Origin of the sequence: Bradyrhizobium sp. LTSPM299 (assembly GCF_000938235.1) — a bacterium.
Lineage (GTDB): Bacteria > Pseudomonadota > Alphaproteobacteria > Rhizobiales > Xanthobacteraceae > Bradyrhizobium.
Map to the genome: position 1 here is coordinate 15910 of NZ_JYMU01000016.1, position 25969 is coordinate 41878.

General features: G+C 64.0%; 23 protein-coding genes. 15 read left to right on the forward strand and 8 right to left on the reverse strand.

The window, feature by feature from the left end; genetic code table 11:
* Window positions 1-3: 3 nt before the first annotated feature.
* The 8 genes from phnH to UP10_RS10555 are packed head-to-tail and all read left to right on the forward strand — an operon-like array spanning window position 4 to window position 6475.
* Window positions 4-612, forward strand: coding sequence for a phosphonate C-P lyase system protein PhnH (phnH, locus tag UP10_RS10520; RefSeq protein ID WP_044587285.1), 609 nt, complete (start codon window positions 4-6; stop codon window positions 610-612).
* Between the two features lie 3 nt (window positions 613-615).
* Window positions 616-1719, forward strand: coding sequence for a carbon-phosphorus lyase complex subunit (locus UP10_RS10525; RefSeq protein ID WP_044587286.1), 1104 nt, complete (start codon window positions 616-618; stop codon window positions 1717-1719).
* A complete protein-coding gene (locus tag UP10_RS10530; RefSeq protein ID WP_044587287.1) occupies window positions 1716-2600 on the forward strand; it encodes an alpha-D-ribose 1-methylphosphonate 5-phosphate C-P-lyase PhnJ in 885 nt (294 codons plus the stop codon). Before UP10_RS10525 ends, UP10_RS10530 begins: the two co-directional genes overlap by 4 nt.
* Window positions 2593-3390 carry a phosphonate C-P lyase system protein PhnK gene (phnK, locus tag UP10_RS10535; RefSeq protein ID WP_044587288.1) on the forward strand — a complete coding sequence of 266 codons (798 nt, stop codon included), beginning with the start codon at window positions 2593-2595 and terminating at the stop codon, window positions 3388-3390. Before UP10_RS10530 ends, phnK begins: the two co-directional genes overlap by 8 nt.
* Window positions 3391-3398: 8 nt before the next feature.
* Window positions 3399-4097, forward strand: coding sequence for a phosphonate C-P lyase system protein PhnL (gene phnL / locus UP10_RS10540; protein WP_044587289.1), 699 nt, complete (start codon window positions 3399-3401; stop codon window positions 4095-4097).
* Window positions 4098-4110: 13 nt separating this feature from the next.
* The gene (locus tag UP10_RS10545; protein WP_044587290.1) at window positions 4111-5265 is read left to right on the forward strand and encodes an alpha-D-ribose 1-methylphosphonate 5-triphosphate diphosphatase; all 1155 of its coding nucleotides are present in this window, start codon (window positions 4111-4113) and stop codon (window positions 5263-5265) included.
* The gene (gene phnN / locus UP10_RS10550; protein WP_044587291.1) at window positions 5262-5858 is read left to right on the forward strand and encodes a phosphonate metabolism protein/1,5-bisphosphokinase (PRPP-forming) PhnN; all 597 of its coding nucleotides are present in this window, start codon (window positions 5262-5264) and stop codon (window positions 5856-5858) included. The genes UP10_RS10545 and phnN overlap by 4 nt, the downstream gene beginning before the upstream one ends.
* Window positions 5859-5863: 5 nt before the next feature.
* Complete coding sequence (locus tag UP10_RS10555; protein ID WP_044587459.1) at window positions 5864-6475, forward strand: pyridoxamine 5'-phosphate oxidase family protein; 612 nt, start codon at window positions 5864-5866, stop codon at window positions 6473-6475.
* Window positions 6476-6482: 7 nt separating this feature from the next.
* On the opposite strand, the gene UP10_RS10560 is transcribed toward UP10_RS10555, so the two are convergent.
* Window positions 6483-7088, reverse strand: a complete 606-nt coding sequence (locus UP10_RS10560) for a TetR/AcrR family transcriptional regulator (RefSeq protein WP_044587292.1) — start codon at window positions 7086-7088, stop codon at window positions 6483-6485.
* Between the two features lie 202 nt (window positions 7089-7290).
* Between UP10_RS10560 and UP10_RS10565 the strand changes: the two genes are divergently transcribed.
* Entirely contained in the window at window positions 7291-8535 is a 1245-nt protein-coding gene (locus UP10_RS10565) for an efflux RND transporter periplasmic adaptor subunit (protein WP_044587293.1), read from the forward strand.
* Between the two features lie 28 nt (window positions 8536-8563).
* On the forward strand, window positions 8564-11746 hold the full coding sequence (locus UP10_RS10570; RefSeq protein WP_044587294.1) for an efflux RND transporter permease subunit: 3183 nt from the start codon (window positions 8564-8566) through the stop codon (window positions 11744-11746).
* A gap of 133 nt (window positions 11747-11879) precedes the next feature.
* Here UP10_RS10570 and UP10_RS10575 read toward each other — a convergent pair whose 3' ends face one another.
* From UP10_RS10575 to UP10_RS10590, 4 genes are all read right to left on the reverse strand, one after another.
* Window positions 11880-12098 (reverse strand): hypothetical protein, encoded by a 219-nt coding sequence (locus tag UP10_RS10575; RefSeq protein ID WP_044587295.1) that lies wholly within the window; start codon window positions 12096-12098, stop codon window positions 11880-11882.
* 269 nt (window positions 12099-12367) lie between these two features.
* Entirely contained in the window at window positions 12368-13168 is an 801-nt protein-coding gene (locus UP10_RS10580) for an SDR family NAD(P)-dependent oxidoreductase (RefSeq protein ID WP_044587296.1), read from the reverse strand.
* Window position 13169: 1 nt separating this feature from the next.
* The gene (locus tag UP10_RS10585; RefSeq protein WP_044587297.1) at window positions 13170-13724 is read right to left on the reverse strand and encodes a carboxymuconolactone decarboxylase family protein; all 555 of its coding nucleotides are present in this window, start codon (window positions 13722-13724) and stop codon (window positions 13170-13172) included.
* A gap of 45 nt (window positions 13725-13769) precedes the next feature.
* A complete protein-coding gene (locus tag UP10_RS10590; RefSeq protein ID WP_044587298.1) occupies window positions 13770-14720 on the reverse strand; it encodes a hotdog family protein in 951 nt (316 codons plus the stop codon).
* Between the two features lie 203 nt (window positions 14721-14923).
* Between UP10_RS10590 and UP10_RS10595 the strand changes: the two genes are divergently transcribed.
* From UP10_RS10595 to UP10_RS10610, 4 genes are all read left to right on the forward strand, one after another.
* Window positions 14924-18394, forward strand: a complete 3471-nt coding sequence (locus UP10_RS10595) for an indolepyruvate ferredoxin oxidoreductase family protein (RefSeq protein WP_044587299.1) — start codon at window positions 14924-14926, stop codon at window positions 18392-18394.
* A 136-nt stretch (window positions 18395-18530) separates the two neighbouring features.
* The gene (locus UP10_RS10600; RefSeq protein ID WP_044587300.1) at window positions 18531-18962 is read left to right on the forward strand and encodes a hypothetical protein; all 432 of its coding nucleotides are present in this window, start codon (window positions 18531-18533) and stop codon (window positions 18960-18962) included.
* Window positions 18963-19204: 242 nt separating this feature from the next.
* Entirely contained in the window at window positions 19205-20785 is a 1581-nt protein-coding gene (locus tag UP10_RS10605) for an alkaline phosphatase D family protein (RefSeq protein WP_044587301.1), read from the forward strand.
* A gap of 168 nt (window positions 20786-20953) precedes the next feature.
* Window positions 20954-21772 carry an aldo/keto reductase gene (locus UP10_RS10610; protein WP_044587302.1) on the forward strand — a complete coding sequence of 273 codons (819 nt, stop codon included), beginning with the start codon at window positions 20954-20956 and terminating at the stop codon, window positions 21770-21772.
* Between the two features lie 170 nt (window positions 21773-21942).
* Here UP10_RS10610 and UP10_RS42880 read toward each other — a convergent pair whose 3' ends face one another.
* From UP10_RS42880 to UP10_RS10625, 3 genes are all read right to left on the reverse strand, one after another.
* Window positions 21943-22161, reverse strand: a complete 219-nt coding sequence (locus tag UP10_RS42880; protein ID WP_082077048.1) for a hypothetical protein — start codon at window positions 22159-22161, stop codon at window positions 21943-21945.
* Between the two features lie 123 nt (window positions 22162-22284).
* The gene (locus tag UP10_RS10620; protein ID WP_044587304.1) at window positions 22285-23523 is read right to left on the reverse strand and encodes an aminotransferase-like domain-containing protein; all 1239 of its coding nucleotides are present in this window, start codon (window positions 23521-23523) and stop codon (window positions 22285-22287) included.
* A 73-nt stretch (window positions 23524-23596) separates the two neighbouring features.
* On the reverse strand, window positions 23597-24139 hold the full coding sequence (locus UP10_RS10625; protein ID WP_044587305.1) for a DUF3124 domain-containing protein: 543 nt from the start codon (window positions 24137-24139) through the stop codon (window positions 23597-23599).
* 58 nt (window positions 24140-24197) lie between these two features.
* On the opposite strand from UP10_RS10625, the gene UP10_RS10630 reads away from it, so the two are divergent.
* A complete protein-coding gene (locus UP10_RS10630) occupies window positions 24198-25925 on the forward strand; it encodes a cation:proton antiporter (RefSeq protein ID WP_044587306.1) in 1728 nt (575 codons plus the stop codon).
* Window positions 25926-25969: the final 44 nt, after the last annotated feature.

Below are 25969 nucleotides of genomic sequence, written 5' to 3' on the forward strand. Positions count from 1 at the left end.
GTGATGACGACATTTGCCGAACTGCCCGCAGGATTTGCCGACAAGGTGTTGTCGGCCCAATCGACCTTCCGCTCGGTGATGGACGCGATGGCGCGCCCGGGCAGCGTCCAGCGCATCACCGCCACGGCGGGAACGCCCGCCGGCATGATGCGCGGCTCGGCTGCGATCGCGCTGACGCTGTTCGATCACGATACGCCGATCTGGCTCGATGCCGCGATGTCGACGACCTCTGATGTCGCCAGGTGGCTCAAGTTCCATACCAGCGCGCCCGTGATTGCGGATTCGTCGATCGCCAACTTTGCGCTGATCGGCGATGCGGGAAGTCTGCCGGCGCTCGATCGTTTCGCATTCGGCAGCAACGAATATCCGGACCGTTCGACCACGCTGATCCTGCAGGTCGACAGCCTGACGCAAGGGCCGACCTTCGAATTGAAGGGCCCGGGCATCGATGGCACTGCGCTGTTGCAGGCGATGATCCGGCCGCGCGATCTGTTCGAGCGGCTCACCATCAACGAAGCCTTGTTTCCGCGCGGCATCGATGTCGTGCTGGTCCATGACGATGCGATTGTCGCGATCCCCCGCACCACGCGGCTGATCACAAGCGGAGCGTAAGCGATGTATGTAGCCGTCAAGGGAGGCGAACGCGCCATCGAGAACGCCCACCGCCTGCTCGCGCATGAGCGGCGCGGTGACCGCGATGTGCCTGATATGTCGCTGGCGCAGATCGCCGAACAGCTCTCGCTCGGCGTCGACCGCGTCATGACCGAGGGTTCGCTCTACGATCGCGAGCTTGCGGCGCTTGCGATCAAGCAGGCGCGCGGCGACATGATCGAGGCGATCTTCCTGGTCCGCGCCTTCCGCGCCACGCTGCCGCGCTTCGGCGCCACCGAGCCGGTCAACACCGGCGAGATGCAGGTGCAGCGGCGGATCTCCTCGACCTTCAAGGACATTCCGGGCGGCCAGATCCTGGGGCCGACCTTCGACTACACCCACCGCCTGCTCGATCCGCAGTTGGCCGAGGGTTTTGTTCCGGAGCAACCGATGACGTCGGAGGCATCGCAGGCGGCGACGCCGCGTGTCACCGACATCCTCGGTCGCGACGGTCTGATCGAGACATCGCCGCAGGCGGAGGCCGATGCTCCGGTCGGCGACCTCACGCGCGAGCCGCTGAATTTTCCGGCCGATCGTGACCTGCGGCTGCAAAACCTCGCGCGCGCCGACGAGGGCTTTCTGCTCGCGCTCGGCTATTCCACGCAGCGCGGCTATGGCCGTAACCATCCGTTCGCCGGCGAGATTCGTTTCGGCGAGGTCGAGGTCGAGTTCTTCGCCGAGGACGCCGGCTTTGCCGTGCCGCTCGGCGCGATCGCGTTGACCGAGTGCCAGATGGTCAACCAGTTCAAGGGCTCGGCGACCGAGGCGCCGTGCTTCACCCGCGGCTACGGGCTTGCCTTTGGGCAGAGCGAGCGCAAGACGATGTCGATGGCATTGGTCGACCGCTCCTTGCGCGCGCGCGAGCTCGACGAAGAAGTCACCGCGCCGGCGCAGGACGAGGAGTTCGTGATGTCGCACTCCGACAATGTGCAGGCGACCGGCTTCGTCGAGCATCTGAAGCTCCCGCATTATGTCGACTTCCAGTCCGAACTCGGCCTGTTGCGCAAGCTGCGTCAGGAGTTCGCCGAGGCCAACGAGGCTCCCGAACTGCAGGAGGCCGCGGAATGAACGCGCCAACCTATAACTTCGCCTATCTCGACGAACAGACCAAGCGGATGATTCGCCGCGCGATCCTGAAGGCGGTCGCGATCCCCGGCTACCAGGTCCCGTTCGCCAGCCGCGAAATGCCGATGCCCTATGGCTGGGGCACCGGCGGTGTGCAGGTGACGGCCGCGATCCTCGGCCCCGACGATGTGCTGAAGGTGATCGACCAGGGCTCCGACGACACCACCAACGCGATCTCGATCCGCAAATTCTTCGGCAAGACCGCCGGTGTCGCGACCACGACCGCTACTGCGGACGCGACCGTGATCCAGACCCGGCATCGCATTCCCGAGGCGCCGCTGCATGCGGGGCAGGTGCTGGTCTATCAGGTGCCGATCCCCGAACCCCTGCGCTTCCTCGAGCCGCGCGAGACCGAGACCCGGCGCATGCATGCGCTTGCCGAGTATGGCCTGATGCATGTCAAGCTGTACGAGGACATCGCCCGCTTCGGCCACATCGCGACCGCCTACGCCTATCCGGTGAAGGTGAACGCGCGCTATGTGATGGACCCGTCGCCGACGCCGAAGTTCGACAATCCGAAGATGGACAATTGCCCGGCGCTGCAGCTGTTCGGTGCCGGCCGCGAGAAGCGGATCTACGCGATCCCGCCGCACACGTCCGTGGTGTCGCTGGATTTCGAGGATCATCCGTTCACGCGCTACCGCTTCGATGCGCCCTGCGCGCTGTGCGGCGCGGACAATTCCTATCTCGACGAGATCGTCACCGACGACAACGGCGGGCGGATGTTCGTCTGCTCCGACACCGATTTCTGCGAGCAGCGTCAGGCGGCCGGCCATCACGGCACCGAAAGCGCGGCGCCGCACAAGGAGAAGGCGCATGTCTGAGTCGTTCAGTCTCGACAACGCCCAGCCGCTGCTGGTTGCCGAGGGGCTTGCCAGGAACTACGGCCATATCGCGGCTTGCCGTGAGGTCTCGTTCGCGCTCTATCCGGGCGAGGTGCTGGCGATCGTCGGCGAATCCGGTTCGGGCAAGTCGACGCTGCTGCAGCTGCTGTCGGCACAGCTCGCGCCGAGCGCCGGGCGCGTGTCCTACCGGATGCGCGATGGCGTGCTGCGCGATCTTGCCGAACTCGGCGAAGCCGAGCGGCGTTTTCTGTTTCGCACCGATTGGGGTTATGTGCACCAGGATCCGGCGCAGGGGCTGCGCATGGCGGTCTCGGCCGGTGCCAATGTCGGCGAGCGGCTGATGGCTGTGGGGTGGAATCACTACGGCCGGATCCGCGACACCGCCTCGAACTGGCTCGAGCGGGTCGAGATCGATGTCGGCCGCATCGACGATGCGCCCAAGACCTATTCCGGCGGCATGCGGCAGCGGCTGCAGATCGCGCGCAACCTCGTCACCGAGCCGCGGCTGGTGTTCATGGACGAACCGACCGGCGGCCTCGACGTCTCCGTGCAGGCGCGCCTGCTCGATCTGATGCGCAACCTCGTCAGCGAACTCGGGCTTGCCGCCATCGTCGTCACCCACGATCTTGCGGTCGCGCGGTTGCTGTCGCACCGCGTGATGGTGATGAAGGGCGGCCGTGTCATCGAGACCGGTCTGACTGACCAGGTGCTTGACGATCCCCACGAGCCCTATACGCAACTGCTCGTCTCCTCGATTCTTCCGGCATGAGGCCACCGATGACCGCGATGATCGAACTCGCCAACGCCGAAAAGACCTTCACGATGCACTTGCAGGGCGGCATCGAACTGCCCGTGGTGCGCGGCGTCTCGTTCCACGTCGAACCGGGCGAATGCGTGGTGCTATCGGGCCCGTCGGGCGCCGGCAAATCCTCGATCCTGAAGATGATCTTCGGCAATTACCGCTGCGATGGCGGCCGGATCGGCATCCGCCACCATGGCACGGTGATCGATCTCGCCACCGCCGAGCCGCGGCAGGTGCTGAGCGTGCGGCGCTCGACCATCGGCTATGTCAGCCAGTTCCTGCGTGCGGTGCCGCGGGTGGCGACGATCGATGTCGTCGCCGAGCCTCTGATCGTCAACGGCGTGACGCGCGAAGAGGCTCGCGACCGTGCCGCCCGTCTGCTACACCGGCTCAATATTCCGGAGCGGCTGTGGGCGCTGCCGCCATCGACCTTCTCCGGCGGTGAGCAGCAGCGCGTCAACATCGCGCGCGGCTTCATCTCGGATCTGCCGATCCTGCTGCTGGACGAGCCCACTGCCTCGCTCGATGCCGCCAACCGTGCTGTGGTGGTTGAGCTGATCGCCGAGAAGAAGACCAAGGGCGTCGCGATGGTTGCCATCGTCCATGATGACGAGATCCGCCATCTGATCGCCGACCGCATCGTCGACGTCACCTCGTTCGCCGCTGCTGCCTGAAGGACTGTGTGAAATGACTGCCAAGCAAGACACCATCATCGGCAACGCCCGCCTCGTCCTCGCCGATCGCGTGATCGAGCAGGGCTGGGTGGCCATGTCGGATGGCAAGGTTGCGGAATTCGGCGAGGGCAGGGCGCCGGAAGCGGCTGAGGATGCCGGCGGCGACCTCGTGATGCCCGGGCTGATCGAGCTGCACACCGACCACCTCGAGATGCACTATGTGCCGCGGCCCAAAGTGTTCTGGAATCCGATCGCCGCCGTGATTTCCTATGATGGGCAGCTTGCGACCTCGGGCATCACAACGGTGCTGGATTCGCTCCGGGTCTGGCGCGAGGACGGCGCCGAGGACGTCGACGGCCGCGCCGGCGTGCTGGCGGCGGCGATCTCGGCGGCGCGCGTGGAGAACCTGCTGCGCGCCGATCACTTCCTGCATCTGCGGTGCGAGATCCCGATGCCCTCGGTGGTAGAGGAGGCAAAGGAGCTGATCGATCGTCCGGACGTTCGGCTGATGTCGCTGATGGACCACACCCCGGGCCAGCGCCAGTTCCGCGACGAGGTCAAACTGCGCGACTACTACCGTGGCAAGAGCGGCGGCCTGACCGATGCCGAGCTCGACGTCATGTTCGCACGCCGCTTCGCCTATCAGCAGCAATACGCCGTAGCCAACACGCGCGCGATCGTCGCGCTGGCGCAGCAATACGGGATTCCGCTGGCAAGCCACGACGACACCACGGACGAGAACGTGACCGACGCGATCAAGGACAAGGTCGCGGTCGCGGAATTCCCGACCACGATGGAAGCCGCGCGCGGGCTGCACGCCGCCGGCATCGACATCCTGATGGGCGCGCCGAACGTCGTGCGCGGCGGCTCGCATTCCGGCAATATCGCGGCCGTCGATCTTGCCCAGGAGGGAATGCTCGACATCCTGTCGTCGGACTACATCCCGTCGAGCCTGTTGATGGCGGCGCTGCAATTGCCGCAGCACGTGCCGGCGATTGATCTCGCCTCGGCGGTCCGTACCGTGACCAAGACGCCGGCCGAAGCGGTGGGGCTCTCCGATCGCGGCGAGATCGCGGTCGGCCGACGCGCCGATCTGATCCGCGTGCATGTCGCGCGCGACCTGCCGGTCGTGCGCAGCGTCTGGCGCGAAGGAGGGAGGGTTGCATGACTGAAGCCCCCGTCATCGCCGCGCAGCGCGTCACCGCGATTGGCCCGGGACGGCTGGTGCTGGTGGTCGGTCCGAGCGGCGCCGGCAAGGATACGCTGTTGGGGCTGGTGAAGACGGCCTGTGCCGACGACCGCAATATCGTGTTTCCGCGCCGCCTGATCACTCGCGCGGCTTCGGCGTCGGAAGACAATGAGGAAGTCAGCGCCGATGCCTTCCAGCAAGCGCTCGCTAACGGCGACTACGCCATGCACTGGGAAGCGCATGGGCATCGCTATGCGCTGTCGCGGTCGATCGACGACGAGATTCGCGCCGGGCGCAGCGTGATCGCCAACGTCTCGCGCACGGTGATATCGGCCGCGCGCCGCAACTACGTCAATGTCGTGGTGGTCTTGATCACGGCGCCGCCGGACGTGCTCGCGGCGCGGCTTGCGGCGCGGGCGCGCGCCAGCGACGGCCAGCTCGCGCATCGGCTGGCCCGCAGCGTTGACGAGACCGCGGCCGTGCCTGACGTCACGATTGTCAATTCCGGCAGCGCCGAATTCCACGGGCGACAGCTTATCCGCATCATCGAAGGCGAGCACTGGGAGAAATGACCCGCATGTCGGCGATTGAATCGATCGAGCAGCTTGAGGCGATCTACGGTTTCCCGAATGACGCCTCGACGGTGAAAGTCGCGGATCGCGTAACGCCGGCCTACCGCGTGCTGATCGAAAAATCGCCGTTCGTGTCACTGGCGACCTCGGGCCCCGAGGGCCTCGACTGTTCGCCGCGCGGCGACTTGCCCGGTTTCGTGCGCATCCACGACGACAAGACGCTGATGATGCCGGACCGCCGCGGCAACAATCGCTGCGACTCCTTGCGCAACATCGTGCGCGATCCCCGCATCGCGCTGCTGTTCCTGATCCCGGGCTCCGGCAGCACCCTGCGCGTCAACGGCCAGGCCTATGTATCGGCCGAGCCGGAGCTGCTGGCGTCCTTCAAGGTGGACGGCAAGGCACCACGCACGGTCATCGTGATGACTGTCGAGGAAATGTACTTCCAGTGCGCCCGCGCCATCGTGCGCTCTGATCTGTGGAATCCCGAGAAGCGGGTCGATCCGAATGCGCTGCCGACGCCAGGCCAGATCCTCGCCGAGATGAGCGAGCACACGGTCGGCGGCGAAAAATACGATCGGGAATGGCCCGAGCGCGCGCGGCAGACGATGTGGTAGCGGCGCGTTACAAGTCGCTCTTAGATTGCTCTTCGAATGCCTTCAACGACACTGCCGCGATCTGGCGCAACGCCTCGCGGTCGGCGCCCGAGGAGGCCATCACGCACATGCCTGATGTGACGGCGGAGAGATAGCGTGCAAGCCCCGCCGGATCGGCGTTGTCGCCAAGGTCACGTTCGGCCTTGGCGCGGACGAAACGTTCGCGCAACTGGTCTTCGGTGTGGTTGCGGCGCGCCGCTAGCTCGAACGGAACATTCGCCGAGCCCGTGCCGCAGGCCAGTCCCCCCTGGACCAGCAGACAGCCGGGCGGGTTGGCAGGGTCGGTCTGGGCGTCCGCGTGCTCCATCAGAAATCGTTCGGCGACATCGCGGGCGGTCGGCGCACCCAGGACTTCTGCCATCCAGGCGTCGCGCCTCTCGGTGTAGCGGTCGAGCGCGGCCTTCAGCAGGCCTTCCTTGCTGCCGAAGGCGGCATAGAGGCTCGGCGGATTGATGCTCATGGCTTCGGTCAGCTGCGCGATCGTGGCGCCCTCATAGCCGTGCCGCCAGAACACTTCCATTGCCCGGTCCAGCGCGGCGTCTGCGTCGAATGCGCGGGGGCGTCCCATACCCATTTCGTTTCTCCCTAAGCCCGGGTGCCGCTTCTATGGCGGATTTTCCGCAAGCCTATCCTGTTGTTAGACGTGGTCTTTTTCCCAGACTTCCAATTTCCCCAACAATCCAATAATAAATTCATAGCGTCCGATACATAAGTATCTTGCGAACCGGCGTCCAGCTCCACATCTGTAGCGAACACTACACATCTGGAGCGCGTGAATGCCCTCGTCAACCCAAAATCCCCGTTCCGGCCGATTCCGACGTGTTATCGGCGGTATTGCGATCCTTGGCGCCCTCGCGGTGGCCGGTTCGATCACGACCGGCCGCTATTTTTATGCAGCGCAAGCGACCGGCGCCGCCACAGCGCCTGAACCGGCGGTCCCTGTGACCGTTGCGGTCGTCCAACCGCGCCCGACCACGCTGTTTGAGGAGTTCTCGGGCCGGCTCGAAGCCGTCGACCGCGTCCAGCTGCGGCCGCGGGTCGCCGGTGCGATCCTGGCGACCAACTTTACCGAGGGAGCGCTGGTGAAGGCCGGCGACGTCTTGTTCAAGATCGATCCCGCCCCCTACGCCGCCGAGGTCGACAAGGCCCAGGCCCAGCTCGAGGCCGCCAAGGCCCGCGTCGTGTTCACCACCAGCGAGGTCGAGCGCGGCGCCGCGCTGGTCGGCAACAACGTGGTGACCAAGCGCGATTACGACCAGCGCGACAATGCCAATCGCGAGGCAATTGCCAACGTCAAGGCGGCCGAGGCGACACTGCAGACCGCCAGCCTCAATCTCGACTACACCGAGGTGCGCGCGCCGGTCGATGGGCGGGTCGGCAAGATCGAGATCACCGTCGGCAATCTCGTCGCCGCAGGGACCGCGTCGCCGGTGCTGACCTCGCTGGTCTCGGTCAACCCGATCTATGCGAGCTTTGATGCGGACGAAGAGGTGGTGCTGCGTGCCCTGAATTCGATCGCCGATGCCTCCGGCAAACGCGGCAATCTCGACCAGATCCCGGTCGAGATGGCGACCTCAGGCGGCACCAGCGCCAAGGGCCACATCCAGCTCATCGACAACCAGGTCAACGGCCAGAGCGGTACCATCCGCGTCCGCGCGGTGTTCCGTAACGACGACAGCCGGCTGATCCCCGGGCAGTTCGCGCGGGTGCGGATGGGCCAGCCGCAAGCGCAGACGCTGGTCATGATCGATGAACGTGCCGTTGGCACCGACCAGGACAAGAAGTTCGTCATGGTCGTCGGCGACGACAGCCGCGCGGTCTATCGGTCGGTGACGCTCGGCGGCGCGGTGGAGGGGCTGCGTATCGTGACGTCAGGCCTGAAACCGGGCGATCGCATCGTCGTCAACGGCCTGCAGCGCGTGCGCCCCGGCGCTCTCCTGAAGATGGAAGTCGCCGAGATGGGCGCGCGCGGTATCCAGCGGGCATCAGTAGAGAACAACCAGCACACCGCGCAGCGCTGAGCATTCTGCTGCGCCTGGGGGCATCACCATGAATCTCTCAAAATTCTTCATCGACCGGCCGATCTTCGCCGGCGTGCTGTCGATCCTGATCTTCCTGGCCGGCCTGATCTCGCTGCTGGCGATGCCGATCTCGGAATATCCTGATGTGGTGCCGCCGTCGGTCGTGGTTCGTGCGACCTATCCCGGCGCCAATCCGAAGGTGATCGCCGAGACGGTCGCGACCCCGATCGAGGAGCAGATCAATGGCGTCGAGGGCATGCTCTATATGTCGAGCCAGGCGACCACCGACGGCGCGATGACGCTGACGGTGACCTTCCGCCTCGGCACCGACCCCGACAAGGCGACGCAACTGGTGCAGAACCGCGTCCAGCAGGCCGAGCCGCGCCTGCCGGCCGTGGTACGCCAGCTCGGCATCATCACCAAGAAGAGCTCGCCCGACCTCACCATGGTCGTGCATCTGCTGTCGCCGAACAATCGTTACGACATGACATATCTGCGCAACTACGCGGTGCTCAACGTCAAGGACCGGCTGGCGCGGATCGACGGCGTCGGCGACGTCCAGATCTATGGCGCCGGCGACTATTCGATGCGGGTCTGGGTCGATCCGCAAAAGGCCGCTGAACACGGCTTGACCGCGAGCGACGTCGTGCGCGCGATCCAGGCGCAAAACGTCGAGGCTGCCGCCGGCGTGGTCGGCTCCTCGCCGAGCGTCAAGGGCATCGACCTGCAGCTCTCCGTCAATGCCGAGGGACGGTTGTCGACCGAGGAGCAGTTCGGCGACATCGTGGTCAAGACCGGTTCGCGGGGCGAAGTAGTGCGGCTGCGCGATGTCGCGCGGATCGAGCTCGGCGCCTCCGAATACGGCCTGCGCTCGCTGCTCGACAACAAGCAGGCGGTCGCGCTTCCGATCTTCCAGGCGCCGGGTTCCAATGCGCTGCAGATTTCGGACAACGTCCGCGCCACGATGGCCGAGATCAAGAAAAACATGCCGGAAGGCGTGTCCTACCAGATCGTCTACGACCCCACGCAATTCGTGCGCTCGTCGATCGAGGCCGTGATCCACACGCTGCTGGAGGCGATTGCGCTCGTCGTGCTGGTCGTGATCCTGTTCCTGCAGACCTGGCGTGCCTCGATCATTCCGCTGCTCGCCGTCCCGGTATCGATCGTCGGTACTTTCGCGGTGATGCATCTGTTCGGCTTCTCGATCAACGCGCTCAGCCTGTTCGGCCTGGTGCTGGCGATCGGCATCGTGGTCGATGACGCCATCGTCGTGGTCGAGAATGTCGAGCGCAACATCGAATCCGGCCTGTCGCCGCGCGAGGCCACCTACCAGGCGATGCGGGAGGTGTCGGGGCCGATCATCGCGATCGCGCTGGTGCTGATCGCGGTGTTCGTGCCGCTTGCCTTCATCTCCGGCCTCACGGGGCAGTTCTACAAGCAGTTCGCGCTGACGATCGCGATCTCGACCGTGATCTCCGCCGTCAACTCGCTCACTCTGTCACCGGCGCTGGCGGCGCTGCTGCTGAAGGGCCATGACGAACCGAAGGACCGGTTGACCCGGATCCTCGACAAGGGGCTCGGCTGGTTCTTCCGCGGCTTCAACCGCGTCTTCACGCGCTCCTCCGAGAACTACAGCCGCAGCGTCTCCAAGGTCATCTACGGCAAGGCCGCGGTGATCGGCCTCTATGTGGTCCTGGTCGCTGTGACCGGTGTGTTGTTCAAGCTGGTGCCGAGCGGCTTTGTGCCGGGTCAGGACAAGCAATATCTCGTCGGTTTCGCGCGATTGCCGGATGGTGCCACGCTTGACCGCTCCGAGGAGGTGATCCGCAAGATGAGCGACATCGCACTGACGCAGCCCGGCGTCGAAAGCTCGGTGGCGTTTCCCGGCCTGTCGATCTCCGGTTTCACCAACTCCTCCAATGCCGGCATCGTGTTCTCGACGCTGAAGCCGTTCGATGAGCGCAAGAGCGCTACGCTCAGCGGCGTGGCGATCGCGGCCGACCTGAACAAGAAATATGCCGGCATCCAGGAAGCCTTCATCGCCATGTTCCCTCCGCCGCCGGTCAACGGTCTCGGCACCATCGGCGGCTTCAAGCTGCAGATCGAGGACCGCGCCGGCCTTGGCTATGAGGCGTTGAACGGGGCGACCACGGCGTTCATGGCCGCGATGCAGAAGGCGCCGGAGATCGCCGGCGTGTTCTCGAGCTTCCAGGTCAACGTGCCGCAATTGTTTGCCGACATCGACCGCACCAAGGCGCTGCAACTCGGCGTCCCCGTAACGGAAGTCTTCAACACGCTGCAGATCTACCTCGGCTCCTACTACGTCAACGACTTCAACAAATTCGGTCGCACCTATTCGGTCTACGTCCAGGCCGACGCGCCGTTCCGCGCGCGCGCCGACGACATCAGGCAGTTGAAGGTGCGCTCGTCTTCAGGCGACATGGTGCCGTTGTCGGCGTTGATGAAGATACGCCAGAGCGCAGGGCCCGAGCGCGCGATTCGCTACAACGGATTCCTGTCGTCCGACATCAACGCGGCGGCCGCGCCCGGCTATTCCTCCGGCCAGGCGCAGGAGGCCGCGACGCGGATTGCTGCGGAAGTGCTGCCGCCCGGCTTCGCCTTCGAATGGACCGACCTGACCTACCAGGAGTTTATCGCCGGCAATTCCGGGATCTGGGTATTTCCGCTCGCGATCCTCCTGGTGTTCCTGGTGCTCGCCGCGCTTTACGAGAGCCTGGCGCTGCCGCTCTCGATCATCATGATCGTGCCGATGGGCCTGTTGGCCGCGATGTTCGGGGTCTGGCTCTCGAAAGGCGACAACAACGTCTTCACCCAGATCGGCTTGATCGTGCTGGTCGGACTGTCGGCCAAGAACGCGATCCTGATCGTCGAATTTGCCCGCGAGCTCGAATTCGCCGGGCGCTCGCCGGTCCGGGCCGCGATCGAGGCCAGCCGGTTGCGCCTGCGGCCGATCCTGATGACCTCGATGGCGTTCATCATGGGCGTGCTGCCGCTCGTGCTGTCGACCGGTGCGGGCTCGGAGATGCGGCGCGCGATGGGTGTCGCGGTGTTCTCCGGCATGATCGGCGTCACGATCTTCGGCTTGTTCCTGACGCCGGTGTTTTATGTGCTGCTGCGCGCCGCCACCGGCATGAAGCCGTTGACGCAGCACGGCGCGGCGACAATTCCGGGAAGGGCACACGCGGCATGATGCCGCGAGCTAGAGCGTTTTTGAGCGAAGTGGGAACCGGTTCGCATGAAGAAAACGCGTCAAAACAAGAATCGAGAGTTTCAGTTCTGATTCCATCAGAACTGAAGCTCTCGTTCATGAACTTCTCGAAAGGTCAGGCTGCAAGGTCCAGCAGCAATTGCGAGGAGCCGCGGACCAGCACCTTGCGGCCGGCAGGCGTTAACACGAACGAATCGCCCCGCATCGCTACATAGCCGAGCGTAATCAGGCTTTCGACCGCAAACCGGCCCAGTTTTGAAGGATTTTCTGCGGGAGCCCGCAAGGCCTTCAAGGCATCCCACTGATCTGGCCTTAGTTCGAGTTCTTCGTTCATGGGTCTTGGCACTTTCCGTAGTGTTTTCCAGCGAAACGGTAACCGGTTCGCTGGAGAAAACGCGCCAAACGACGCGTTTGCATTCATAGGGTGCCAGATACCCAGTGCAGATGAATTTCGTGCGACCACAACGAGTCAGGATTTCGATTTATGTGGACGCGCCGTCACATCGTCGTGTCATTGGAATGCTTCAACTTTTTCGAATCGTGAAGTGCATCGACGCGTGATGTCGTCACAGACATTAATCGCTTGAAAGCTAATCACATGGGTTAACCGCGCCGCACGCTTGCGCCACCATCGACCGGCAACGTGACACCGGTGATGAAATTGGCTTCGTCGGATGCGAGAAACAGTGCGGCGTTGGCGACGTCCCAGCCGGTGCCCATTTTGTGACGCAGCGGCACCTTGCTGTCGCGCTCGGCCTCGACCTCGGCGCGGCTCTTCTTGAACTCGCGGGCGCGGGTGTCGACCGCCATCGGCGTGTTCATCAGTCCGGGCAGGATCACGTTGGCGCGAATGCCGTATTGCGCATTCTGGTAGGCGAGCTGCTCAGTGAAGGCGATCATCGCCGATTTCGTCGCCTTGTAGGCCACGTAAGGATAGGTCGTGATCGCGGCCATCGACGAGATGTTGATGATGGAGCCGCGCTGCTGCTGCCGCATGATCGGGATCACATGCTTGGCGGCCAGGATACAGCTCTTCAGATTGATCGCGACGCAGCGATCGAACGCCTCCTCGGTGATGTCGAGCAATTCGGCGTCGCCGCCGGACAGGCTGACGCCGACATTGTTGTGCAGGATATCGACGCTGCCCCAACGCGTATGCGCATCGGCCACCATGGCCTTGATGTCGGCATTTTTGGTGACGTCGGCCTTGAAGGCGACCGCGGCGCCGCCCTTGGCCGTAATCAAATCGACGGTCTCCTGGGCCGAGTCCAGATTGTGATCGACACAGAGCACCCTGGCGCCTTCGCGCGCGAAGGTCAGCGCGGTGGCGCGGCCATTACCGATGCCCTCGCCGGGGCTCTGGCCGGCGCCGACGACGATGGCGACACGATCTTGCAGCCGCATCTCACTTCACTCCCTGTAACGGGTACTGCTGCAGGACCTCTTTGTAATAAGGTTCGTTGTCGATCTTCATCGTCGCGAGCACGCGGACCACGGCGCAGTAGAACGCGATGGTCAGCACCAGATCGGTCATGTGCTCGTCGGAGAGGTGCGTCTTGATCTCGGCGAAGGTCGCATCCGACATCGCAAGCTCGCGGACCATCTCGCGGGCGCCCTTGAGGATCGCCTTGGCGAGCGGCTCGAGCTTCGACGGTGTGCCGTCAGTTTCCGCCATCAGACCCTGGATGTCCTCGTCGGTGACGCCGAACTCCTTGCCGATCTTCACATGGTGGGTGAATTCGTACTCCGATTTCTCCAGCCAGCCGACCTGCAGGATCGCGAGCTCGCGCAGCCGTGGGTCGAGCTTGCTCTTGAAACGGATATAGCCGCCGATGCCGTTGAAGGCGCGGGCCATATCAGGTGAATTCACCAGCAGCTTATGCAAATTGGTGTTGCGCTTGAGCATGTCGCGATATTCAGGGGCGACCTGATCGGCTTCGAGATAGGGCAGGCGGGCCATTGTTGTTGTCCTTGGTTCGGCGGCTTGCGGGGATTCGGCTGTTCTTCAGCCGTAAAGCGCTTTGTACTCGCTGTCATAGTTGGCGTAGGACTGCTTCATGCTTGCGCCATTGAGCAACATGGTCGCGACCACAGTGTTGTCGGCATCGAGCACTGTCGTGCGCACCCACATGCTCTCGGTGCGCTTGCTGCCGGAGAGCGCGACGACCTCGCGCTCGGCCCAATAGGTCTCGCCCGGGAACAACGGTCCGCGCAGAAGGCGGATCTCCTGATCCGCGAACAGTCTGACCGCCGGGCCGCGGACCGGCAGCCGGTCCTCGCGCGCGCGGTACTGAAACAGCACGCTGAGCATCTCCATCGGGATGATGGCCCGCCCCCAGGGATTATACTCCTGCGAATAGTAGTTCGTGGGTTCGGTGATCACCTTCAGCTTGTCGGCCAGCGAAAACGGATAGAGGTCGCCCATGTTCTGGTCGAAATCCATTTTGATCGCCTGGCGCGGTGTCTTCATGCCGACCTTGATGTCGGCGAGGATGACCGGGTCGGTCAGCGGCTTCAATTCGCCGAGCCGGTGGCTGAGCGCGGTCTCCGTACCGTCGCCGTCAATGGACGCGGTGCCGCGCAAGATCTCGGTGCCGTCGCGCTTGATCATTCCGATCGCGCAGGCGGTCTGGCCCGGTTTCGGCTTCTCGATCTGGGCCTGCACCTCTTCGCCTTCGAAGACGGGGTTGCGGTAATGTGCGGACAGGCATCCAGTCATGAACCAGGCCCGGCCCCAGATCCGCTCGCACAGCGGCGCGAACTGGCTGAAGTGCGTGGGGCCCTCGATCGTCCCACCCTGGAAGCCGAGCTTCTTCGCGGTTGCATCGTCGTGAATCGAAGCGTGGGAGTCGTAGACTTGGGCCTGCAGCATCTGTTTCGGGCTGCGGCAGGGACCCACCAGCAGATCGCCGTTCTCCAGTATTTCCGTTGTGAACGCGGTTTCGACTGTAATCATCCCTAGTCTCCCTTTGACCGCCAAGGTTTCAAAGAAGGCGCCGTTCGGCAAGGGCTTGCGGACGCAACACCGAGATATGTGCTGCGGCCATGGAACAGGGCTGTTCATGCATAGCAAAACCAGTGCATGCTGATGCATGATCATGTGCAGATAATGAGACCGGTTCGGACCGGCGCGGCACATACGGGACGGGAGCCTGACTGATGGCGTTGATGGAAGTTGGACTGGACGACAAGTACCGGTTAGACGCGAAACGAATCTTCCTCTCCGGCACCCAGGCGTTGGTCCGTTTGCCCATGTTGCAGCGCGAACGCGATCGCGCGCAGGGGCTGAACACCGCAGGCTTCATCTCCGGCTACCGCGGCTCGCCGCTCGGCATGTATGACCACGCGCTGTGGCGCGCGAAGTCTTTCTTGAAGGAGCACGACATCGCCTTCGTGCCGGGTCTCAATGAGGATCTGGCCGCGACCGCGGTGTGGGGCAGCCAGCAGGTCGGCATGTTCCCGGGCGCCAAGGTCGATGGCGTGTTCGGCATCTGGTACGGCAAGGGACCCGGCGTCGATCGTTCGCTCGATGCGCTCAAGCATGCCAATTCCGCAGGCACCTCGCCGAACGGCGGCGTGATCGCGCTCGCCGGCGACGACCATGGTTGCCAGTCCTCGACCCTGGCCCATCAGAGCGAGCAGGTGTTCGCCTCGGCGCTGATGCCGGTGGTCAATCCGGCGACGCTGCAGGACTATCTCGATCTCGGTATTCTGGGTTTTGCGTTGTCACGCTATTCCGGCTGCTGGGTCGGCTTCAAGGCGATCTCGGAGACGGTCGAAAGCTCGGCCTCGATCGTCAGTGATCCCGACCGCATCAAGATCATTATGCCTGACGATTTCGAAATGCCGCCGGGCGGCCTTTCGATCCGCTGGCCGGATCCGTCGCTCGAGGCGGAGCGGCGCCTGCACGGTCCGAAGATGGACGCCGTCGCCGCCTTCACCCGTATCAATCGCTTCGACCGTATCGTGCTGGATTCGAAGCCGGCGCGGCTTGGCATCATGGCGACCGGCAAGGCCTATCTCGATCTGCGCCAGGCGCTCGCTGACCTCGGCATCACGGACGCCGACGCGCAGGCGCTGGGCCTGCGCATCTACAAGGTGGCGCTGACCTGGCCGCTCGAACAGAACGGCGCGCGGGCCTTCGCCGAGGGCTTGCAGGACGTGCTCGTCGTCGAGGAGAAGCGCGGCTTCATCGAGGACCAGCTCATCCGCATCCTCTACAACATGGACGCGTCAAAGCGGCCATCGGTGGTCGGCAAGCGTGACGAGAGCGGCGCGCCGCTGCTGCCGAGCGAAGGCGAGCTGACGCCGACCATGGTGGCGGCTGCCGTGGTGGCGCGGCTGCGGAAGCTCGGTCACCGCAGCCCAATGCTGGAGCAGCGGCTTGCCAAGCTCGAGGCGTTCGACCGTCCGGCGGAAGGCACCGGTGCCGTCAAGCTGGCGCGCACGCCGTATTTCTGCTCGGGCTGCCCGCACAACACCTCGACCAAAATTCCGGAGGGCAGCCGCGCGATGGCCGGCATCGGCTGCCACGGCATGGCACTGTCGGTGCCGAACCGCCGCACTGCTACGATCTCGCATATGGGCGCGGAGGGCGTGAACTGGATCGGGCAGGCGCCGTTCACCGACGAACAGCATGTGTTCCAGAACCTCGGCGACGGCACCTACACCCATTCCGGGCTGTTGGCGCTGCGCGCCGCTGGCGCCGCCGGTGTCAACATCACCTACAAGATCCTCTACAACGATGCGGTTGCGATGACCGGCGGCCAGCCGGCCGAGGGCGGTTTTTCGGTGTCGCAGATCGCCCATCAAGTCGCGGCTGAGGGAACAAAACGGCTCGTGGTCGTCTCCGACGAACCGGACAAATATCCGGCAAACTATTTCCCCGCTGGTGTCACCGTGCATCATCGCCGCGAGCTCGATGCCGTGCAGCGCGAGCTGCGCGACATCAAGGGCCTGACCGTCCTGATCTACGACCAGACTTGTGCCGCCGAGAAGCGCCGCCGCCGCAAGCGCGGGCTCTATCCGGATCCGCCGAAGCGCGTCTTCATCAACGAGCGCGTCTGCGACGGCTGCGGCGATTGCTCGGTCGCGTCGAACTGCGTCTCGGTGCAGCCGCTGGAGACCGAGTTCGGTCGCAAGCGCCGCATCGACCAGTCGAACTGCAACAAGGATTTCTCCTGCGTCGAAGGGTTCTGCCCGAGCTTCGTGATCGTGCAGGATCCCAAGCTGCGCAAGGCTGACCGCACCGCGGCCGATCCCAAGGCGCTGTTCGCCGATCTGCCGACGCCACCTGCAACTTCGCTCGCCGCTCCCTACAACATCCTGATCACCGGCATCGGCGGCACCGGCGTCATCACCATCGGCGCGCTGCTCGGCATGGCCGCGCACGTCCAGGGCCTGGCCTGTTCGACGCTCGACTTTACCGGTCTGTCTCAGAAGAACGGCGCCGTGATGAGCCATGTCCGGCTCGCGCCGGCCACCGACATGCTCACGACTGTGCGCATCGCGCCCGGCAACGCCAATCTGATCCTCGGTTGCGATCTCGTCGTCGCCACCAGCGTTCCGGCGTTGAGCCGGGCCGAACGCGGCGTCACCCGCGCCGTCGTCAACGCGGACTTGCTGCCGACCGCAAGCTTCGTGATCGACCCGGATATCGATTTCGAAGCCGGTGCGATGCGCGATGCGCTCAATGGCGCGGTGACGCCTGGCGATCTCGACATTCTCGATGCCACAGGTCTCGCGACCGCACTGATGGGCGACAGCATTGCGACCAACTCGTTCATGCTCGGCTTCGCGTTCCAGCGCGGCGCGATCCCGCTGTCGCTCGAAGCCATCCTGAAGGCGATCGAGCTCAATGGCGCAGCGATCGAGATGAACAAGACGGCGTTCTCGTGGGGGCGGCTTGCTGCGCACGATTTGCCGCGCGTTGTCAGCGCCGCGCGCTTCAAGAGCGGAGGCGCTACGCCCGTGAAGCGGTCGCTGGACGAGGCCATCGCGCTTCGTGCCAAAACCCTCGTCGACTATCAGGACGAGGCTTACTCAAAGCGCTATCTCGCCGACGTCGCGCGTGTGCGCGCCGCCGAGTCCACGGCGGCTCCCGGCTCGCAGGACCTGACCGAGGCCTTCGCAAAGGGCCTGTTCAAGCTGATGGCCTACAAGGACGAGTACGAGGTCGCGCGGCTCTATTCCGATGGTGAGTTCGCGCGGGCGCTGAAGGAGCAGTTCGAGGGCGATTCCGGGCTCAAGGTGCTGCTCGCGCCGCCACTGCTGGCGCAACGCGATCCCGTCACCGGGCATCTGCGGAAGCGCGAATTCGGCCCATGGGTGTTCAAGTCGTTCGGTCTGCTGGCGCGGCTGAAGGGCTTGCGCGGCACCGCGTTCGACATCTTCGGCTACACCGCAGAGCGGAAGATGGAGCGTGCATTGCCGGTCGACTATGCGGCGATGATCCTGCGTCATCTCGACGGCAAGACGGTCGATCTGCCGCGCTTGACCGCGCTGGCCAGGACGGCCGATCTCGTGCGCGGCTATGGCCACATCAAGGAAGCCGGTGTCGCTCGCTACCGCGCCGAATGCGCGCGGCTGGAAAGCGCGATCGGCCAGCCGGTGGCGCAGGCTGCCGAGTAGCGCGGAGGGGCCTTACGGGAACCTTCCGCTGAAGTCATGGTTGACTGGTAACCCTGCCCGCAGCATCGGTTGGATTTGCGCGGCCGGGTTCCTACATGATCGATGTTCCCTTTGAGTGATTTCAGGAGGCCGTTTCATGGTCCTGAAAAGTGCTTTTGTTGCAGCCGTTTGTACCGTGCTCCTGGCGTTGGGTGGCGTGGCGTTCGCTGACGAGTACCGACCGAGCGAATTCTTCGGCCTCGATCTGTCCACGGCCGTGCTGTCGCCGAAGCGGCTCGGTCCGCCGGCGCAGTTTGAGCCGGTGGCGGTCGAGGCGAATTCCGAGCGTCGCAATGACGCGCAGGCGAGCGTTGAGCCAAAGGTCGTGCAGCCGCAGGTCAAGCTGCGGAAGCCGGTGCGTACGACCAGGGTGATGGCGCCGGCTGAGCAGCCGCGCAAGATCGCGCGCGTTCCCGCGCGTGCAAAGCTCGCGCGGCGGCATACCAACCCGCTCGATGCGGAAGCACGCGATATCCGGATCCAGACCTGGCCGTGCAAGTCCGGCGGTATCTGTGGCTGGCGGCGGTGAGGCGCTCAGATTAGACCCGTCATCCTGAGGTGCGAGCGGAGCGAGCCTCGAAGGATGCGCGGCCACATCGGGCCGTGCGCCCTTCGAGACGGCCGCTTCGCGGCCTCCTCAGGGTGACGGGTTCGGCTTCGAGCGCTCGGCTTTCGGGCCCTCCCGAGAGTCATCCCGCTGTCGTAAAACCGTAAGCCGGGAGTCAAGCAGCGCAGGCAAAACCTTCGTCGTGATTCGACGAAGGTCTTTCGATGGCGATAGCGATTTCCGCGCGGATGCGAGGTCTCACCCGGCGTCAGCTCCTGGTACGCTCGGCGTCTACGGCCGCGTTGGCGGGATTGGGCTCTCTTGCACGACCTTATCTCAGCCGTGCCGCGGATCGCCCGCAGATTGCCGGCATCCAGTCCGGCGACGTCGCCTCTGATTCCGCAGTGATCTGGGCGCGCGCCGATCGCGCGGCGCGGATGCAAGTGGAATGCTCCACCACCGAAAGCTTCGCGAATATCCTGCGCGCGACGTCGACCGACGCGCTGCCCGACCGCGACTTCACCGCAAAACTGCTGCTCGATGGTCTCCCGCCCGGTCAGGATATCTTCTATCGCGTGCGCTTCGACGATCACGATGGCGTCGCCGGCGAGAGCCGCGTCGGACGTTTTCGCACCGCGCCGGTCGATCGGCGTTCGGTCTCGTTCGTCTGGTCCGGCGATGTTGCGGGTCAGGGCTGGGGTATCGATCCCGCGCGCGGCGGCATGCGCAGCTACCGTACCATGCTGAACGAGCGCCCCGATTTCTTCATCCATTCCGGCGATCACATCTATGCCGACTGCACGGTGCCGTCGAAGCTGGAACTCCCGAACGGCGAAGTCTGGCGAAACATCGTCACTGAGGAAAAATCCGTCGTCGCGCACAGCCTCGACCAGTTTCGCGGCAACTACAAATACAACTGGCTCGACGATAATTTCCGCGCCTTCCATTCGGAAGTGCCGATGTTTGCGCAATGGGACGATCACGAGGTGGCCGACGACTGGTCGCCGATCGGCACTACTGATGCGACGGGCTACGATCAGGATGGGACGTCACAGCTGGTGGCGCGGGCGCGCCGCGCCTTCCACGAATTCATGCCGATGCGGCTGATGCCGGAGCGCGACGGCCGGGTCTATCGCAAGATCGCCTATGGGCCGCTGCTCGACGTGTTCGTCATCGACATGCGCTCCTACCGCGATTCCACCTGGAACAAAGAGGGCGATCCGGACCAGACGTTCATTCTCGGCCAGAGCCAGCTCGCCTGGCTGAAGCGCGAACTGGTGGCGTCGGATGCGACCTGGAAGGTGATCGCGGCGGATCTGCCGATCGGCTTGATCAGCCTGGATGCGGTCGCGCTCGGCGACGGGCCGCCCTCGCGGCGCGAGCACGAGATCGCCGATTTGCTGTCATTCATGAAACGCGCCGGCATCCGCAACACAGTGTGGCTTACTGCTGATATGCACTACACTGCCGCGCATCACTACGACCCGAACCGCGCGGTGTTCCAGGATTTCGAGCCGTTCTGGGAATTCGTCTCCGGCCCGTTGCATGCAGGCACCTGGTCGCCGGGCGAACTCGACAACACCTTTGGTCCCAAGTCGATGTATCAGAAGGGCTGCAGCGCCGAGCAGGGAGACAACCTTGCGCCGTGCTTCGGGCTGCAATTCTTCGGCCGCGTCGACATCGACGGCAAAACCTCCGTGATGACGGTGACGCTGAAGGACGTCGACAACCACGACCTCTGGTCGGTCGATATCCCGCCACGGCCGGACGCGCGGCCCGGCCAGATCATGGCGCAGCACATCTGAGCGACCAATTTCAGTCGCGACATCTTGATGGCGGATATCTTGCCCTGTCGGCGGATTTGCAGGCAAGTTACGCACCGGCAGCCCTGCCATTTCATCACGTCCCGCAATCGATTGTTCGTGTGACGCCGCTGATCCCCCCAGTGGCCTGCATCTCTTCAGGAGTTATCCATGGAAAATCTGCAAACACAGGGCATCAGCGTGCCCCGGCTGGGGCTCGGCACCTTCCGCATGCAGGGGGATGCCGGCCGCGCGGCGGTCGAGAGCGCGCTCGGGCTCGGCTACCGGCATATCGACACCGCCGAAATGTACGCCAATGAGGAGCCGATCGGGGCCGCGATCGCAGCTTCCAAAGTGGCGCGCAAGGATTTGCACGTGACCACGAAGGTCTGGCACGAGAATCTGGCGCCCGATGCGATCCGAAAAGCCTTCGACACCAGCCTGAAGAAACTGCGTCTCGACCACGTCGACCTCTATCTCGTGCACTGGCCGTCGCGGAGCATGAACCTGCCGGCCGTCTTCGAGACGCTGATGAAGCTGAAGGAGGAGGGCCGCACCCGCGCGATCGGCGTTGCGAACTTCACGACGGCGTTGTTGAAAAAAGCGGTCGAGGACATCCAGGCGCCGATTGCCTGCAACCAGGTCGAGTATCACGCGATGCTGGACCAGACGCCGCTGCGAAAATATCTCGCCGCGAAATCGATCCCGCTGGTCGCCTATTGCCCGCTGGCGCAGGGACGGTTTGCCACCGACGAGACGCTGACGAAGATCGGTAGGAAGCATGATGCGACCGCAGCACAAGTGGCGCTGAAATGGCTGCTCGACCAGGACGGCGTCGTGGCGATCCCGAAAGCCTCGCGTGCCGAAAGCCAGCAGGCCAATCTCGATGCGTTGAAGGTCAAGCTCGACGATGACGACCGCAAGGCGATCGCCGCGCTGCCCAAGGACAAGCGCTGCGTCAATCCGGGTTTTGCACCTGATTGGGATTGACGTTGTAGGGTGGGCCAAGGCGCTCTTGCGCCGTGCCCACCAATGCTTGCACGGCTGGTGATGGTGGGCACGCTTGCGCTTTGCCCACCCTACAAATTGGCGCCACCGAAAAAGAAAATGGCTCCGTGAGGAGCCATTTTCCGTGGTGTCGTTCGTTCGTGGCAATGCCGTTAGTGGCGATGCCTTCGCATCCCCATCATCCGGTCGAGATGGTGGTGCCGGTCACCGTGCCAGCCGCGATCATGGCGCATCTCGGCGCGGGCGTCCCGGCCGCGATCTCCATGATGGTAGCCGCCGTGTTTAATCATGACGGTTTCGGCGCTGGCAATCGACGGCACCGCAACGGCAAGCGCGCCGAGCGCCGCAAGAATCAAACCAAACTTCTTCATCTCTTGTCCTCCTCAATTGAGCGAGAATGAAACAGCGCAGCGATGGGAACGTTCCTGGGAAATCGGAAGAGTTTTCTGAACGGTTGTTCAGGGACGGTATTTTCGGCTTGCGTGGATGGATCCCTACACCCGCTTCTCCACGTTGCTGCTTCGCGCCGGCACGCCGAACTCCTTGCGGCACACCTCCGCGAGCACGGCGACGCCCTCGCGGATCTGCTGATGTGAGGGGCTGGCGAAGCAGAGCCGCAGCCGGCTGCCGGAATGGGCCTTGCTGGTCGACCATTCCGGTCCCGGATTGATCGAGACGCCGGCGGCCAGCGCCGCCTGATAGAGTTTCAGCGTGTCGACATTGTCGGGCAGCTTGACCCAGAGGAAGATGCCACCTTTCGGCGCTTCGAACTCGGCCGCGGTGCCGAACTGCTCGTTCAATGCCTCCATCAGCGTGTCGAGTTTTGCACGCAACCCTCGCGTCAGCCTGGGCACGTGGGTGGCAAAATGTGGCGTGCAGTACTCGGCGAGCACCATCTGCTCCAGCGCGCCGGAGCCCGCGTCGGTCTTTAGCGCCAGCATCCGTGACATCATCTCCCAGGGCGCGACGATGAAGCCGACACGTAGCGCCGGCGCGATCGACTTGGAGAACGAGCCGATATGGATTACGCCGCCATGCTTGCTCATGGCGTAGATCGCCGGCGGCCGCTCGCCGCTCCAGATCAGATCGGCATAGCAATCATCCTCGAAGATCGGCACGCCGTATTCCTGCGAAAGTTTCAGCATCTCGGCGCGGCGGCTTTTGGGCAGGATCGAGCCGGTCGGGTTTTGTACGGTCGGGATCGTGTAGATGTATTTCGGCGTGACGCCGCGCCGCTTGTGATCGGCAAGCGCGGCGGCCAGCGCGTCGATCCGGATGCCTTCGCCATCGAGGGGAATGCCGACCGCGTTGACGCCGAGCCGCGTCAGCCGGTTCAGCGATCCCTGATAGGTCTCCTGCTCGATCAGCACCGTGTCGCCCTTGGCAAGCAGCGTCTGATTGACCAGATCGAGCGCCTGCAGCGAGCCTGATACGATCATGATCTCATCCGGCGTGCAGGCAATGCCGGCGTCGCGCTTGAGCTTCTCGCGCAGGAATTCGCGCAAGGGCATATAGCCCTGCGGCCCGTGGGCGAGGTTGTAGGTCGCGAGATTCCGGCCGTCGCGCCTCAGCACGGCACTGACCGCCTCCAGCAGTCCGTCGACCGGGACCTGCTCGGGATCGTTGTTGCCGCCGACGAAGCTGTATTTTGCAAGCCCGGTCCACCGCGCGGCCGGCGCGGGCAGGCCGGCCGGAAGCAGGGGCGCAAAGTCGAACTGGGGTGAGGTGGCCATGGCTGTTTCGCTCCGTCTTGTTTTTCGTTGAGAAGGCCTGTTGCGGCCATTCTTGAGTTAGTTCTTGCCTAAGTTAGTTCTTGCCGACCAATTTGACCGGCCGGCCTTGACTGATGAAGGCATAGTGTCCGGCGCCGACGCCGCCGACCATCAGCGCCTCCACCACCGGTTCCGCAATCTCGTTCGTTGCCGTCCAATCGACCACGAAGTTGGCGCCGGTGCCGCCGCGGGTATCCGTGGTGGCGATGAATATCTCGACGGTCGAGAACGGTTTTAGTGCGACCGGAGATTTGAGGTAGCTCTCCACCATCTTGCCTGCTGTGTCGAAATAGGCGATCCGCTTCAGCACCAGCGGCTTGGTCTCGGATGCGTTGTGCACGCTCAGGGTTACCGAGAAATCGGCCCTGAGCTTGCCCTGGCTCATCGCCACGCTGGAATAGACCGGCACATAGAATGCTCCTGACACGGTGAGAGGCTCCGAGGGCACCGTGGTCAGCGAATTCGCAAAGTTCTGCTCAAGTGATCCGGCGGATTGTGCGACGGCGTCGCCGATGTGCGTGGCGAGCAGGCAGGCGAGAACACCCAAAAAAATGCCGCCTGCGCGGATGTGACACATTGCTTGGTTGATCCTCACGCTCTTCCCCCTAGGTTGCAGCTACAGGAAATCTTGACGCATGCACGAACTCATTCGCGATATCACGCTCTGCATCCTGTTTGCCTGGGGGCTCGGGCTGTTGGCCCATTTCTCCCGGCAACCGCTGATCCTGGCCTACCTTATCGCCGGCTTTTTCATTGGTCCATTCGGCATGGGCTGGGTCAAGTCCCAGGAGTCGATCAGCGTCATCTCCGAGCTCGGCCTGATCTTCATGCTGTTCATGATCGGGCTGGAAATCGACCTGAAGAAGATCGTCCGTGCCGGCAAGGTGATCCTGTTCGCCGGCGCCGGCCAGCTGCTGGGCGGCTGCCTCATCGGTATCCTGTTCTTTGCGGGAGTAGGGCTATCGATCGGCGGCGGCAAGTTCGACGCGCTCTATCTCTGCATCGCCTGCGCGCTGTCCTCGACCGTCATCATCGTCAAGGTGCTCTACGAGAAGCGCGAGCTCGATACGCTGCCGGGGCGGATCACGCTCGGCGTATTGGTATTGCAGGACATCTTCGCGATCCTGTTCCTCGCGGTGCAGCCGAGCCTCGACAATCTGCAGATCAGCGTGGTGCTGCTGTCGATCGCCCGGGTCGCGGTGCTGGTCGCGACCGCGCTGGTGCTGAGTCGTTACGTGCTGCCGCGTCTGTTCCACCAGATCGCGCGCCGGCCCGAATTGGTGCTGCTCGGCGCGCTGGCCTGGTGCTTCCTGATCGGCGAGATCGCCGAACGGCTGCATTTGTCGCGCGAGATGGGCTCGCTGGTCGCCGGCGTCTCGCTGTCGACCTTCCCCTATGCGCTCGACGTCACCGCGAAGGTCACGACGCTCAGGGACTTTTTCATCACGCTGTTCTTTGTCGCGCTCGGCATGACGATCCCGATTCCGGGTCTCTCGGTGATCGGGCTTGCGCTCGTGATCGCGGCGTTCACGGTGGCAAGTCGCCTGGTGACGACGTTTGCACCGCTCTATCTGATGAAGCAGGGCCTGCGCGCTAGCTTGCTGCCGGCGATCAATCTGGCGCAGGTTTCCGAATTCTCGCTGGTGGTGATCCAGACCGGGGTTGCCGCCAATCACATCGCGACCGAAACCGCGAACGCGGCCTCGTTCGCCTTCGTGGTGCTGGCGGTGCTCTCGACCTTCGCGATGGGCCGCAGCGACCAGATCGTGCGCGGCCTGATCGGTCCCCTGAAACGGATCGGCCTGCGCGACCTCGATCAGGTTCGGGAGGGTGAAAGCGGGCAGGAGGGCGGTCACGGCGAGATCAGGCGCATCGTCATCCTCGGCTTTTTTCGCGCGGCGAGCGCGCTGCTCAGCCAGATCGAGCGGCAGAACCAGTCGCTGCTCGAGCAGATCAGCGTCATCGACTTCAACCCGCTGGTGTTCCGCACGCTCTCGGATCGCGGCCTGCACGTGATCTATGGCGATATCAGCAATGTCGACACGCTGGTGCATGCCGGCATCGGCAATGCCGAGATCATCATCCTGAGCGTGCCGGATTTCCTGCTGGTCGGCGCCAACAACGAGAAGCTGGTGCGGCACGTCCGCAACCTGAACCCGTCCGCGAAGATCGTCGCAACCGCGGATCTGCTGGCCGATGTCGACGACCTCTATGCTGCCGGCGCCAACTACGTGACGGTGACCCGGATCAGCGACGCCGGCGAGCTCTATACCGTGATCGAGGCCGCCGACGCCGGCCTGCTCGACGACAAGCGTGCCGAGATCGACGTCCAGCTCAGCGACCGGCACGAGGTGTTGCCCTAAGGGCTTGGCGGCGACCCGTGCCACCGTCCTGGTATGCCTGCTGG